The sequence below is a fragment of the Stenotrophomonas sp. GD03777 genome (genome assembly GCF_029842485.1).
GTDB lineage: Bacteria > Pseudomonadota > Gammaproteobacteria > Xanthomonadales > Xanthomonadaceae > Stenotrophomonas > Stenotrophomonas sepilia.
On sequence record NZ_JAOCGL010000021.1, the window covers coordinates 1 to 13,597 of the forward strand.

At 66.8% G+C, this 13,597-nt stretch carries 15 protein-coding genes and 1 tRNA gene; 7 read left to right on the top strand and 9 right to left on the bottom strand.

The features are described from left to right. From pgi to pcnB, 6 genes are all read right to left on the bottom strand, one after another. On the bottom strand, positions 1-1,485 hold a 1,485-nt coding region (gene pgi, locus N5E02_RS07135), incomplete at its 3' end, for a glucose-6-phosphate isomerase (protein ID WP_279946120.1). Then, positions 1,482-1,862, bottom strand: coding sequence for an aspartate 1-decarboxylase (gene panD, locus N5E02_RS07140; RefSeq protein WP_006432456.1), 381 nt, complete (start codon positions 1,860-1,862; stop codon positions 1,482-1,484). The genes panD and pgi, both read right to left, overlap by 4 nt. A gap of 161 nt (positions 1,863-2,023) precedes the next feature. Then, complete coding sequence (panC, locus tag N5E02_RS07145; protein WP_065179410.1) at positions 2,024-2,863, bottom strand: pantoate--beta-alanine ligase; 840 nt, start codon at positions 2,861-2,863, stop codon at positions 2,024-2,026. Next, a complete protein-coding gene (gene panB, locus N5E02_RS07150) occupies positions 2,860-3,675 on the bottom strand; it encodes a 3-methyl-2-oxobutanoate hydroxymethyltransferase (protein WP_049439732.1) in 816 nt (271 codons plus the stop codon). Before panB ends, panC begins: the two co-directional genes overlap by 4 nt. 34 nt (positions 3,676-3,709) lie before the next feature. Then, positions 3,710-4,195, bottom strand: coding sequence for a 2-amino-4-hydroxy-6-hydroxymethyldihydropteridine diphosphokinase (folK, locus tag N5E02_RS07155; protein ID WP_005416118.1), 486 nt, complete (start codon positions 4,193-4,195; stop codon positions 3,710-3,712). A 3-nt stretch (positions 4,196-4,198) separates the two neighbouring features. Continuing rightward, complete coding sequence (pcnB, locus tag N5E02_RS07160; protein WP_164229560.1) at positions 4,199-5,578, bottom strand: polynucleotide adenylyltransferase PcnB; 1,380 nt, start codon at positions 5,576-5,578, stop codon at positions 4,199-4,201. A 46-nt stretch (positions 5,579-5,624) separates the two neighbouring features. Between pcnB and N5E02_RS07165 the strand changes: the two genes are divergently transcribed. Then, a tRNA-Glu gene (locus N5E02_RS07165) sits at positions 5,625-5,699 on the top strand. Between the two features lie 333 nt (positions 5,700-6,032). Here the strand turns inward: N5E02_RS07165 and N5E02_RS07170 are convergent. After that, complete coding sequence (locus tag N5E02_RS07170; protein ID WP_065179408.1) at positions 6,033-7,457, bottom strand: sugar porter family MFS transporter; 1,425 nt, start codon at positions 7,455-7,457, stop codon at positions 6,033-6,035. 194 nt (positions 7,458-7,651) lie between these two features. Here N5E02_RS07170 and fdxA point away from each other — a divergent pair, with 194 nt between their 5' ends. Continuing rightward, complete coding sequence (fdxA, locus tag N5E02_RS07175) at positions 7,652-7,975, top strand: ferredoxin FdxA (RefSeq protein WP_005409054.1); 324 nt, start codon at positions 7,652-7,654, stop codon at positions 7,973-7,975. 198 nt (positions 7,976-8,173) lie between these two features. Here the strand turns inward: fdxA and N5E02_RS07180 are convergent, their stop codons facing one another. Together N5E02_RS07180 and dapA are read right to left on the bottom strand one after the other, a co-directional pair. Beyond that, a complete protein-coding gene (locus N5E02_RS07180; protein WP_005416115.1) occupies positions 8,174-8,689 on the bottom strand; it encodes a hypothetical protein in 516 nt (171 codons plus the stop codon). Positions 8,690-8,721: 32 nt separating this feature from the next. Further along, positions 8,722-9,615, bottom strand: coding sequence for a 4-hydroxy-tetrahydrodipicolinate synthase (gene dapA, locus N5E02_RS07185; RefSeq protein ID WP_005416114.1), 894 nt, complete (start codon positions 9,613-9,615; stop codon positions 8,722-8,724). A gap of 164 nt (positions 9,616-9,779) precedes the next feature. Between dapA and N5E02_RS07190 the strand changes: the two genes are divergently transcribed. The 5 genes from N5E02_RS07190 to N5E02_RS07210 all read left to right on the top strand — a co-directional run bounded on the left by N5E02_RS07190 (position 9,780) and on the right by N5E02_RS07210 (position 13,568). After that, positions 9,780-10,340, top strand: a complete 561-nt coding sequence (locus tag N5E02_RS07190) for a glycine cleavage system protein R (protein WP_005409051.1) — start codon at positions 9,780-9,782, stop codon at positions 10,338-10,340. A gap of 79 nt (positions 10,341-10,419) precedes the next feature. Beyond that, positions 10,420-10,899 carry a peroxiredoxin gene (locus tag N5E02_RS07195; RefSeq protein ID WP_005416113.1) on the top strand — a complete coding sequence of 160 codons (480 nt, stop codon included), beginning with the start codon at positions 10,420-10,422 and terminating at the stop codon, positions 10,897-10,899. Positions 10,900-10,983: 84 nt separating this feature from the next. After that, a complete protein-coding gene (locus N5E02_RS07200) occupies positions 10,984-12,384 on the top strand; it encodes a PhoH family protein (protein ID WP_005409049.1) in 1,401 nt (466 codons plus the stop codon). Next, complete coding sequence (locus N5E02_RS07205; protein ID WP_005416111.1) at positions 12,381-12,887, top strand: hypothetical protein; 507 nt, start codon at positions 12,381-12,383, stop codon at positions 12,885-12,887. Before N5E02_RS07200 ends, N5E02_RS07205 begins: the two co-directional genes overlap by 4 nt. 12 nt (positions 12,888-12,899) lie before the next feature. Continuing rightward, entirely contained in the window at positions 12,900-13,568 is a 669-nt protein-coding gene (locus tag N5E02_RS07210; protein ID WP_053500054.1) for a YoaK family protein, read from the top strand. Positions 13,569-13,597 lie beyond the last annotated feature (29 nt).

Consider the following 13,597-nt stretch of genomic DNA (forward strand, 5'->3'; position numbering starts at 1 on the left):
GGTCATCGGGTCGGCAACCGCCACATCCTCGCCCTGCAGCGCCGGCAGCAGGCCACTGGCCAGCTGCTTGCCCAGTTCGACACCGAACTGGTCGAAGGCGTTGATGTTCCAGATCACCGACTGCACGTACACAGCGTGCTCGTACATGGCGATCAGTGCACCCAGCGCCTGCGGGGTCAGCGCGTCGAGCAGGATCAGCGTGCTCGGCCGGCCCCCCGGGTAGTCGCGGTGCGGATCTTCGCTGCCCTGGCCATTGGCCAGCGCTTCGGTCTGCGCCAGCAGGTTGGCCAGCAAGGCCTGGTGATTGATCGTATAGGGATCATCGTTGTGCACACAGCCGATGAAGTCGGCCGGAACGACGCTGGTGCCCTGGTGCAACGCCTGGAAGAAGCTGTGCTGCACATCGGTGCCCGCCCCACCCCACCACACCGGCACGGTGTCGACGGTGACCGGCTGGCCGTCGCGCTGCACGCGCTTGCCCAGGCTTTCCATCACCAGCTGCTGAAGGTAAGCCGGCAGCAGCGCCAGGCGCTGGTCGTAGGTCATCACCGCGTGGGTGGCATGGCCCAGCAGGTTGCGGTTCCAGATGTCGGTGAGGCCATGCAGCACCGGCAGGTTGCGCTCCAGCGGTGCATCCAGCGCATGCGCATCCATCTGCGCCGCGCCTTCCAGCAACTGTTCAAAACGTTCGAAGCCGATTGCCAGCGCAATCGGGAAACCGACCGCCGACCACAGCGAATAACGGCCACCGACCCAGTCCCACATCGGCAGCACGCGATCGGCGGCGATCGCGAAGGCCTTGGCGGCGCGCTCCGGATTGGCGCTGACCGCATACAGGCGCCCGCTGCCACCCAGCCAGTCGTGCAGGATCTGGCCGTTGAGCAGCGTTTCCTGCGTGCCGAAGGTCTTGGAGATGAGGATGCCGGCGGTCTTCGCCGGATCCAGCGTGGCCAGCGTGCGCTGCATGGCGGCGCCGTCCACGTTCGACACGAAATGCACGCGCAGGCGCGCACCGCTGACCGGGCGCAGCGCATCGGCGACCAGGCGCGGGCCGAGGTCGGAACCCCCGATGCCGACACTGACCACATCGGTCACGCCGCTGTCTTCCAGCGCGCGCACCAGCACGCCCATGCGCTGGCGGATGCCATGCGCGGTGGCATAGGCCTCGGCCGCCACCGGCGCATCGACCACGTCGCCACGCAGCGCGGTATGCAGCGCGGCGCGGCCTTCGGTCAGATTGACCTGCTCGCCGCGGAACAGGCGGGTGATGGCGCCACCGACATCACGGTCGGCAGCCAGCGCCAGCAACGCCTGCAGCGCCGCGGCATCGTATTTCTGACGGGCGAAGTTGACGTACAACGGACCGACCCGCAGCGCCAGGTCCTGCACGCGGCCGGGTTCGGCGGCGAGCAGGCTGGGAATGCTTGCGCCCTTCAGGCGCTGGGCGTGGGAGTGCAGCGAGTCGAATCCGTTGTTCGTTGTCATGCGGCCTGGGTCGGGATCGTGTCGTTGGTGTGGGTGATCTGGTTGTTGCCATCAACGTACACCAGCTTCGGCTTGAAGCTGTCAGCTTCCTGCTCGGTCATGCTGGCGAACGCGGCGATGATGATGATGTCACCGACCTGCACGTGGCGCGCGGCGCCACCGTTGAGCGAGACAACGCCGCTGCCGGCTTCGGCGCGGATGGCATAGGTCGAGAAGCGCGCACCGTTGGTCACGTCCCAGATGTGCACCTGTTCGAACTCGCGGATGCCAGTGGCAGCCAGCAGGTTGTCATCGATGGCAATCGAGCCTTCGTAGTTCAGCTCGGAATGGGTGACGGTGGCGCGGTGGATCTTGGTCTTGAGCAGGGACAGGTGCATGGGGGCGCTGCAACGGCAAAGGAAAGAGCGGATTCTAGCACCCGCACAGCGCCGGGCATTACGGCCGGCAACCTGTTCAGGTAGGCGGTGAAACCGGAGGCGGATCCCTTTTCCCCTGGGAAAGGGATCTGACCCCATGCATCGCGCGGCGCCGCCGGAGTTCAGAACTCCAGGTTGTCGATCAGCCGGGTGGTACCCAGCCGTGCGGCGATCAGCGCCACCCGGCCGCCGCCGTCGAAGGTCGGCTCGGCCAGCTCCGGAGTGCGCAGCACCGCGTAGTCAACCTGGAAACCGGCCGCCTGCAATGCGGCAGTGGCCTCGGCCTCGATGCGATCACGTGCCTGCCCGGCCACGTAGCCTTCGCGCATGCCCAGCAGGGTCCGGTGGATGGTGGTCGCGACCGGACGCTGTTCGGCGCTCAGGTACTGGTTGCGCGAGCTCTTGGCCAGGCCATCCTCGTCGCGCACGATCTCCGCACCAACAATCTGGATCGGGAACGACAGCTCGGCCACCATCTGCCTGATCACGGCAAGCTGCTGGTAGTCCTTGCGACCGAACACGGCCACCTCCGGCTGCACCTGCAGGAACAGGCGCGCCACCACCGTGCAGACGCCATCGAAGTGCCCCGGGCGGCTGGCACCTTCCAGCACTTCACTCACGCCCGGCGCGTGCACGCGCGTGGTCCTGTCCACGCCCAGCGGGTACATCGCCTCGACACTGGGCAGCCACACCGCATCGCAGCCAACCTGCTCCAGCCCGGCAACGTCGGCCTCGGGCGTGCGCGGGTAGCGGCTGAAGTCCTCGTTCGGCCCGAACTGGGTCGGGTTGACGAAGATGCTCGCCACCACCTTGTCGGCATACTGGCGGGCCAGGGCCACCAGCGAGTGGTGGCCCCCATGCAGGTTGCCCATGGTCGGCACCAGCGCCACGCGCAGGCCCTCGCGCTTCCACTGGGCGATCTGCTCGCGCAGTGCGCCGAGCTCGTTGAAGGTCTGGATCATTGGGCGTACGCGTGCTGTTCGTCGGGGAAGCTGCCGTCGCGCACGGCGTCGGCAAATGCGCGGGTGGCACCGGCCACCGAGCCGCCTTCGGCAAGGAAATCCTTGACGAACTTGGGACGGCGATGGCCACTGTCCAGGCCGAGGAAATCGTGCAGCACCAGCACCTGGCCATCGCACTGCGGGCCAGCACCGATACCGATGGTCGGCACATCCACCGCAGCGGTCACTTCGGCGGCGACGGGGGTCGGCACGCATTCAAGCACCATGATGCTGGCGCCTGCGGCGGCCACGGCCTTGGCATCCTCCACCAGCTGGCGCGCAGCATCGCCGCGGCCCTGGATCTTGAAGCCGCCCAGGCGCAGCACCGATTGCGGGGTCAGGCCCAGGTGCGCGCAGACCGGAATCTCGCGCTCGACCAGGTAGCGGATGATGTCGACCTTGAAGCCGGCACCTTCGATCTTGACCATCTCGGCACCGGCCTGCAGCAGCTGCAGCGAGGCATCCAGCGCGCGTTCCGGGGTGGCATCGGCACCGAACGGCAGGTCGGCCACCAGCAGCGCACGCTGCAGCACGCGGGCCACGGCGCGGGTGTGGTAGACCATGTCGGCCACGGTCACCGGCAGGGTCGAATCATGACCCTGCACGACCATGCCCAGCGAATCGCCGATCAGGATCAGATCGACGCCGTTGGCATCGAAGGTGCGGGCGAAGCCGGCGTCGTAGGCGGTCAACATGACCAGCTTCTGGCCATTGCGCTTGGCCTCGGCCAGGGCGGGAACGGTCCAGGGCTTGCTGTCTGCGTGGGTGCTCATGTGCTGATAACCGGGGGAGATAACCCGGTCATTATCACCCTATCGGCGCAATCCCGCAGGCATCCACCCGCACCACTGCATCCCGCACGCTGCCATGACCGGGAATGGCCAGATCAGGCGCGATTTCGGCCAGTGGCACCAACACGAAGGCACGCTCGTGCAGGTAGGGATGAGGTACCTGCAGGCCGGGCAGGTCGATCACCTGCGTGCCATACAGCAGCAGGTCCAGGTCCAGCGCGCGCGGCCCCCAGTGCACCGCCGGATCGCGCACGCGGCCAAAGCCCCGCTCCAGCGCCAGCATGGCCTGCAGCAACTCATCGGCCGCCAAGGTGGTTTCGACCGCAGCCACGGCATTGACGAACGGCGGCTGATCTTCATTGCCCCAGGCCGGGGTTGCATAGAGCCGCGAGGCCTGTCGCAGGCGCGTTCCCGGCAGGCCGTCCAGCGCGGCAATCGCCGCGCCCACGGTCGCGGCCGCGTCGCCAAGGTTGGCGCCGAGGCCGATCCAGGCGAGGGTCATCGCTTACTCGCCCGCCGCAGCAGCACCGGGACGTCGACGGCGACGGCGGCGCTTGCGCGGTGCCCCGCTCTCGTCATCGCCGTCTTCACTGTGCATCGCATCCAGCGACGACTCCAGCTCGCGACCGGACTGCGCCTGTGCTTCGCGCCAGAACTGGACATCCACTGCATGCTCGGACGAAGCGACCTGGCGCAGGCTGAGGAAATCGAACGCGGCGCGGAAGCGCGGGTGGGTCAGGGTACGGAATACGCGCTTGCGCTGGCGCGAGCTGAAGCGCGACTGCAGCAGCCAGATCTCCTGCATCGGCAGCGAGAAGCGGCGCGGCAGCGCGATGGTGCTGAGCTGCTGCACGGTGACCCGGTCGGCGGCGCGGCGCTGCGCCTCTTCCGGTGCCACTCCCTGCTTGAGCAGGGTCGCCTGTGCGCGGCAGAACGCCGGCCACAGCAGCAATGCGAACAGGAACGCCGGCGAGACCGGCTCGTCGTTGGCCACGCGGGCATCGGTGTTGGCCAGGCCCTCGACCAGCATGCGGCGCAGCGCGCCGGTGCGGTTGGACTTCAGCGCCCTGGCGCTCTCCGGGAACAGCACGTCGAGCAGGCCGTAACGCTCAAGGCCTTCGAAGCTGGCCACGCCGTGCCCGGACAGGAACAGCTTGAGCACTTCCTCGAACAGGCGCGCCGGCGCGGCTTCGTTGAGCAGGCCGGCCAGGTGCGGGATGGGCGCGGCGGTACCCTCTTCGATCTGGAAGCCGAGCTTGGCCGCCAGGCGCACCGCACGCAGCATGCGCACCGGGTCTTCCCGATAACGCTGCTCGGGATCGCCGATCAGTTTCATCAGGCGCGCCTGGACGTCTTCGAAGCCGCCGGTGTAGTCGCGCACCGAGAAGTCCTCGATGGCGTAGTACAGGGCGTTGCAGGTGAAGTCTCGGCGGACCGCGTCGTCTTCGATGGTGCCGTACACGTTGTCGCGCACGAGCATGCCGTTTTCCATCTCGCGGTCGCCGCTGCCGTCATCGCTGTTGGCACGGAAGGTGGCGACTTCGATGATTTCGCGGCCGAACACAACGTGGGCGAGGCGGAACCGACGACCGATCAGGCGGCAGTTGCGGAACAGCTGCTTGACCTGTTCGGGCGTGGCATCGGTGGCCACGTCGAAATCCTTGGGTTGGCCATTGACCAGCAGGTCGCGCACCGCGCCGCCGACAAGGTAGGCGCCGAAGCCGGCATCGCGCAGGCGATAAAGCACGCGCAGGGCGTTCGGGCTGATGTCCTTGCGGGAGATCGTGTGCTGGTCGCGCGGGATGACGCGCAGGCTGAACGGTGATGTAGCAGGGGAAATGATGTTGGCGCTTCCGGTTGAAGTTTCGGGATTGCCCAATGGCATCGAGGTGCATATACTAGCGCTCCTGCCTCGGCAGCGACACAGTTACGCTCCCTTCGTCTAGTGGTTAGGACGTGGCCCTCTCAAGGCTAAAACAGGGGTTCGAGTCCCCTAGGGAGCGCCAGTCGCCGCAGCAGGAACCGAAAAAGCCCGCCTTGTGCGGGCTTTTCTGTTTTCCGGGATTTGCATTGGCATCGATCGGTTTGGTCGCAGTAGCGCCTCCCTTTTCCTGTGTTGAGGGGGCAGGCCACCCTGGCCTGGACACGCAAAAGCCCATCCATGGTGCTCGATGGCGCCATCCATGGCGCCAACGGTCCAGGCCAGGGTGGCCCGCCCCCTCCTGACAGTTTCCCGCGAAGGCGGCACGAACAGCTTCGCCCCTCCGCAGCCAATTCAATCCCGACGCGCAGACCTGCGTCCGCCACCCGCAATGTGTCGAGAGGCGGCAGGCCAGCCGTCAGCCTTCCATCTGCTCCAGCTCCTTGCCCTTGGTCTCGCGCACGTGGCGGACCACGAAGACGATCGAGAGGATCGCCGCGACGGCGTAGATGCCATAGGCGCCGGCCAGGCCGATGCCGGCCAGCAGCATCGGGAACGTCACGGTGATCGCGAAGTTCGAGGTCCATTGCGCCGCACCCGCCACCGCCAGCGCCGGGCCGCGGATCTGGTTGGGGAACATCTCGCCCAGCATCACCCACATCACCGGGCCCCAGGACATGTTGAAGAACACCACGTAGACGTTGGCTGCCACCAGCGCCAGCCGCCCCATGCCGTCGGACAACTGCAGGCGACCGTCGGCCAGGCTGCCACTGGCAAACGCCACCACCATCAGCACCAGCGCCACCGACATGCCGACCGAACCGATCCACAGCAGCGGCCTGCGCCCGATGCGGTCGATCAGCAGTACCGTCAGCAGGCAGGCACCGATGCTCAGCGCGCCGGACAACACGTTGATCAGCAGCGCGTCGCTTTCCGAGAAACCCACCGCCTGCCACAGCACCGCGCCGTAGTAGAACACCACGTTGATGCCGACCAGCTGCTGGAACATGGCCAGGCCGATACCCACCCAGAGGATCGGGCGCAGCTTGCCGGTGGCCTTGTTGCGCAGGTCGCCGAAGCGCGGCTTGTGCTGGTCCTGGGCCAGGCTCGCCTCGATCTCGGCCTGCTTGGCCGTGGCCGCGGCCTCGCCGTACAGCCGCGCCAGCACCGCCCTCGCCTGCCCCTGGCGCCCCTTCAACACCAGGAAACGGGGGCTTTCCGGGATCACCAGCAACAACAGGAGGAACAGCCCCGAGGGCAGCACCTGCATCCAGAACATCCAGCGCCAGGCCTCATGGCCCAGCCACAGGGGCTCGGTCGAGGCGCCGGCGGCACGCGCCAGCAGGTAATTGCTGAGGAAGGCCGCAAACAAGCCGCAGATGATCGCCATCTGCTGCACCGTGGCCAGCCGGCCGCGGTAACGCGCCGAGGCGACTTCGGCGATGTAGGCCGGTGACATCACGCTGGCCGCGCCCACCGCGAAACCGCCCAGCACGCGGGCGGCGATGAACAGCCAGGACGCGTGGGCCGCGCCGGCACCGAGCGCCGAGACAAGGAACATCAGCGCTGACACGATCAGGACACCGCGGCGTCCCAGGCGATCACCCAGCCACCCCGCCAGGAAGGCGCCGATCGCGCAGCCCAGCAGCATCGAGGCGACTTCGAAACCGAGCGCCGCCTCACTGGAGTTGAAGGCCTGGCGGAGGCCATCGACCGTGCCATTGATGACACCACTGTCGAAACCGAACAGGAATCCACCAAGGGTGGCCACGCAGCTGATCAGGACGATGAATGCAGTGTTCTCACCGCCATGGGGCGCGGTGCTGGGCTGGGTTTGGGACATGGACGATCCTGCTGGGAAGGGAGTCCGGCCACGGTGGGCGACCGAGTGCCCCGCAGCGTCGCACAGCCCCCGCCGTGCCGCCAATGACTCCCACGGTCGCGCCTGCCAGACGCCCGTTCTGCGCCCCGCGCCGACACCGGGGGCCAACCTGTTCTAGAATTGGCAGGTTCAGGAATCGATCCACCCCCAAGCCCATGCCCTTTGTCGTCACCGAAAACTGCATCAAGTGCAAACACACCGATTGCGTGGAAGTGTGCCCCGTGGATTGCTTCCACGAAGGCCCGAACTTCCTGGTGATCGACCCGGATGAGTGCATCGACTGCACCCTTTGCGAGCCGGAGTGCCCGGTCAATGCGATCTTCCCGGAGGACGATGTTCCTGCCGGACAGGAAGGCTTCGTTGCCCTCAACGCCGAGCTGGCGAAGGAATGGCCGGTGCTGACCGTGCGCAAGGACCCGCCCGCCGACGCCGGCGAATGGGATGGCAAGCCGGACAAGCTGAAGCTGCTGGAGCGCTGAGAAGCGCCCACGGCGGTAACGAAAAGGGCGCCCATGGGCGCCCTTTTCTGTTCTTCGGCAGACCCCAACCGTGCGCTCCGGCAGGTGCCAACCGCGCAACCTGGTAGGTGCCAACCTTGGTTGGCACAAAAGCGCCGACCAAGGTCGGCCGCTACCAGAGCGGGGGCGGACCAAGGCCCGCAGCCATCCGACCAGCCCTTACTGGGCGAGCTTCGCCTTCAGCGCGGCGATCAGCTTCACCGGCGCTTCGGCGGTGGCCGGCAGGCCACGCGGGTCAACCGCGGAGATGTAGGCGCCGGCGTCGACGGCCACTACGCGGACCAGGAAGTTGCTGCCCTCGTAGGCCACGTCGTACGAACCCAGCAACTGCGCGCGGCTGGCGATGGTCACGCCCTCCACGCCTTCCAGTGCGGTACCGACCTTGGCGAAGGCTTCATCCTTGCCACCGGCAATGGTGAAACCGGTGCTGCCGGCTGCCGGAGCCGCAGCAACCGGCGCCGCCGGCTTGGTGGCCGAGGCCAACGTCGGCACCTTGTTGTCGGTGGTGGCATTGGGCAGGTTCAGGTCCGGCGGCACTTCCAGCGGACGCATTTCCGGGGCCAGGGCGTAGTCGCCCTTGGCGCCGCGCTTGAAGCAGCCGGTGGTGCCGGCAGCGACCGCCACGGCAAGCAGGGCATAGGACAGCACGCGGACGGTGGAAACGGATTGACGCATGTGAATCTCCTGGGTCAGACCAAGACGGAAGGTCAGTGGCTGGAAAGGGCTTCGAGGGCGGCGATGTCGCCGGCAAGATGGTCGGCAGCCGGATGATGCGCTGCCGACAACGGCAGCAGTGGCAGGCGCAGGTCGTGACCGATGCCGATGCGGCGCAGCAGCGCCTTGACCGGGATCGGGTTCGGTTCGACGCCGCAGAAATCATGGAAGGGATGCAGGCGCGCATCCCACGACGCGGTGGCTTCGTGGTCGTGTGCGGCGGCCAGCTCGCACATCCGGCGGTAGGCACCGGGAAGCACGTTGGAACCCACTGAGATCAGGCCGTCGATACCGGCCTGGATCGAACGCGCGGCCGTACCGTCGTCACCGCTGAGCACGGCGAACTGTGGGCTGCGCAGGGCGAGCAGCGCCTGCACCCGGCCGGTGTCACCCACCGCCTCCTTGATGCCGACGATGTTGGGGTGGCTGGCCAGCTCGGCCACGGTCTCAGGCTGCATGTCGCAACCGGTACGGCCGGGCACGTTGTACAGCACGACCGGCAGCCCGCCCTGGTCGGCCACCGCACGGTAGTGCGCGATCAGACCGGCCTGGGTGGGGCGCACGTACGGCGGCGTGACCACCAGCGCGTGGCTGGCGCCGAGGGCGGCGGCACGACGGGTCTGTTCGATGGTCTTGGCAGTGCCCGAAAGGCCGGTACCGGCCAGGACCGGAATGCGGCCGCCGATGCGCTCGACCGCGCTGGCCAGCAGCAGGTCGTACTCGGCGTCGGTGAGCGTTGCCGCTTCGCCGGTAGAGCCGGCTACGACAACGCCATGGACGCCACCTTCCAGTTGCAGGTGCAGCAGGCGCTGCCAACCGTCGGGATCGAGGGCGCCGTCGGCCCGGAACGGGGTCGCCAGCGCGGTGATGAGGCCGGAAAGGGACAAGGACGTGCTGCTCTTGGCTGGGAAGGGAAAACGCCCGCCACGAAAGGCCGGGGGCGACTTGAATGTTACTTGCGGCGCGAAAGCACGGGCAAGTATGCTGGACACCGGTGGATCCCCGCCTCTGGCGGGCATTCAGACTAACGCATGCATTACCCGGAATCGCCTTGACCGACACCACCCCGCGCCCCGCGCCGAGCGAAAACCACCTCCTGATCAACGCCTATACGACGCATCCGGAGTCCCCCCTGCTGTCCGTCACCCGCCGCATCGCCGACAGCGGCTGCAATCTGGTGGATGCACGCCTGGCCACGGTCGGCCGCGATGTCTCGGTCACCGCCCTGGCCACCGGCTCCTGGGACTCGGTGGCCAAGCTTGAGGCGATGCTGACCCGGCTGGAGCGCGAGGAAGGCCTGAAGCTGGTCTGGTACCGCACCGCCGCCAAGCAGGCGCAGTCCAACCTGCTGCCGTACATCGTCGAAGTGATCGCCGCCGACAAGCCGGGCATCCTGTTCCAGCTGGCCGACTTCTTCGACCGCCAGGGCATCACCATCGAGAACCTGCAGAGCACGCGCTACCGCGCCATGCAGACCGGCGCGGAAATGTTCAGCGCACAGGTCACCATCGGCGTGCCGGCCAACATGCACATCGCCGCGCTGCGCGACGATTTCCTCGAGTTCTGCGACCACCTGAACCTGGACGCGATCATGGATCCGATGAAGTTCTGATTCTTCGCGCGTCTCTCACGGGCGCGTGGCGTTTCATGTAGCTGTAATGGCAAGAACCCAGGCTCGACAGAAGGACCTCATGAACAACGGCGACACCCTGGACAGCACCACCCTCTCCCTGCCGCTGGCCCTGTCCGGCGGCGACCAGGCCACCCTCGGCGACTATGCCGGCCAATGGCTGGTGCTGTACTTCTATCCCAAAGACAGCACCCCGGGCTGCACCACCGAAGGCATCGACTTCAATGCCCTGCTGCCGAAGTTCAGGAAAGCCGGCGCCGTCGTGCTGGGCGTCTCGCGCGACTCGGTGAAGTCGCACGACAACTTCTGTGCCAAGCAGGGCTTCAACTTCCCGCTGGTCAGCGATGGCGACGAAGCGCTGTGCACCGCCTTCGACGTGATCAGGATGAAGAACATGTACGGCAAGCAGGTACGTGGCATCGAACGCAGTACCTTCCTGATTTCCCCCGACAGCCGCATCGTGCAGTCCTGGCGCAAGGTCAAGGTTGCCGGCCATGCCGATGCCGTTCTCGCCGAACTGAAGGCCTCCCAGTCCAAGTGAGTCCCACTGCCTACTGTGTCTGCCATCACCCTGCCCCGCAGCAGGCCGTGGTGGTTTTTCCCTGTCCGTAACCAGGAATCGACGATGACCCGAGGCAAGCGCATCTACGTGCTGGATACCAACGTGCTGATGCACGATCCGACCGCGCTGTTCAAATTCGAGGAGCACGACATCTACCTGCCCATGCAGGTGATCGAGGAGCTGGACAACGGCAAGAAGGGCACCTCCGAAGCGAGCCGCAACGCCCGCCAGGTGAGCCGCTTCCTCAACGAGCTGGTGCAGGAATCGGGCCTGGACAACCTGGCCGACGGCATTCCGCTGCAGCGGCCCAATGGCCTGCAGCTGCGCGGCAAGCAGAGCGCCGGCAAGCTGCGCTTCCAGACCAGTCATTTCGATGCTGGCAAGAGCTTCGGCAAGGTGATCCCGGACAACGCCATCCTCGGCGCGATCCTGGCCCTGAAGGAAGAAACCCCCGACCTGCCGGTGGTGTTCGTCTCCAAGGACATCAACCTGCGGATCAAGGCCGCCATCGCCGGTATCGTGTCCGAAGACTACGAGAACGACCGCGCGCTGGACGATTTCAGCCTGCTCTACACCGGCGCTACCGAGCTGCCGGAAGACTTCTGGAAACGCCACGGCGATGACCTGCGCAGCTGGAGCGACAAGGGCCGCTCGCATTACGAAATCCAGGCGCAGGACGGCGAGGAGTGGTATCCGAACCAGTACGTCTACCTGCCGGGCGAGGATGAAGTCGAACTGCGCGTCAGCCGCGTGGTCGGCGATGGCAAGGTGGTGCTGTCGCTGGTCGATGATTTCCGCCACGGCAGCCACGCCGTGTGGGGCATCAGCGCACGCAACCGCGAGCAGAACTTCGCGCTCAACGCACTGATGGACCCGGAGATCGACTTTGTCACGCTGCTGGGCACCGCCGGCACCGGCAAGACCCTGCTGGCACTGGCCGCCGGCCTGGCGCAGACGATGGACCAGCAGCGCTACCGCGAGATCATCATGACCCGCGCCACGGTCAGCGTGGGCGAGGACATCGGCTTCCTGCCCGGTACCGAGGAAGAGAAGATGACGCCGTGGATGGGCGCATTGACCGACAACCTGGAAGTGCTCACGCACAACCAGGAAGGCGGCACCTGGGGCCGCCAGGCCACCAACGACCTGCTGGCCAGCCGCATCAAGATCCGCTCGATGAACTTCATGCGCGGCCGCACCTTCCTGTCACGCTACCTGATCCTGGACGAGGCGCAGAACCTCACCCCCAAGCAGATGAAGACGCTGATCACCCGCGCTGGCCCCGGCACCAAGATCGTCTGCCTGGGCAACGTCGAGCAGATCGACACCCCGTACCTGACCGAGACCACTTCGGGCCTGACCTACGCGGTGGACCGCTTCAAGAACTGGCCGCATAGTGCGCACATCACCCTGCGCCGTGGCGAGCGTTCGCGCCTGGCCGATTACGCTTCGGAGGTGTTGTGAACCGATGCACGCGCCTGTTGCTGCCCACGGCTGCGATCACCCTCGCCGCCGTGCTCGGTGCCTGTACGACCACGCGCGGCCCGGCCAGCGTGCCCACCGCCGAGCGCACCGGCCAGTCCTGGGTGGTCACCCGCCCGATCATCGCCGCGCAGGTGCTCGACACCTGCTCGCGCCCCAGCCCCGGCCGCGAGGCCGGGCGGGTGTCGGGTTACTGGGCGCCCAGCCGGCAGCAGGTCGACCAGCTGGAGGCGAAGCTGTCGTCGCTGGAAGCGCAGGTCCCGAAGGTGCTGGACTTCGACCGCCAGTACGTCGGCATCGAAAGCGCCGGCAAGCGGCTGATCTACATCAACGCCTTCCACCTGCCTGACGACAGCGGCGTCAATCCGGCCCGTGAAGCGATCCGCGTCTGCGATGGCGGCGCACAGTTCTGGGGCGCCGTGTTCGACCCGGCCAGCAACACCTTCAGCGAGCTGCAGTTCAACGGCGGCTTCGGCGGGCCCTGAGGGGCCTCGCCGATGGGAATACGCCTGCCCACCTGGGTCTGGATCGGCGCGGTTGCACTCTCGTGCGTGGCCGGCATGGTCAACGTGGTCGGCTTCCTCGGGTTCGAGCATCAGGCGGTCAGCCACATGACCGGCAGCACCAGCCAGCTCGGCATGGCATTGGCCCAGGGCGACTGGCGCGCGGTCGGCCACCTGTGGGGCCTGCTGATCGCGTTCTCGCTGGGCGCGATGCTCAGCGGCCTGCTGATCCAGGACAGCACCCTGCAGCTGGGCCGGCGCTACGGCGTGGCACTGGCGCTGGAATCGGCTCTTTTGCTGGTGGCCATTCCGCTGTTTGAAGAGCACCAGATCTGGGGCGCACTGGCCGCCGCCATGGCCTGCGGCCTGCAGAATGCAATGGCTACGACCTTCAGCGGCGCGGTGGTACGCACCACCCATCTCAGCGGCATGTTCACCGATCTCGGCATCGGCCTGGGCCACCTGCTGCGCGGGCTGCCGTTGCAGGTACGACGACTGACCCTCAGCGGCCTGATCATCAGTGGTTTCCTTGCCGGCGGCGTGATCGGCGCCTGGCTGTTCGCGCGCTGGCAGTACGACGCCCTGCTTGCTCCCGCCCTGCTTACCGGCCTGACCGGCCTGGGTTATGTGGTGTACCAGCAGTGGGCGCGCTGGCGGCATTGAGGGCCGCACTCTGGGGGTCAGATCCCTTT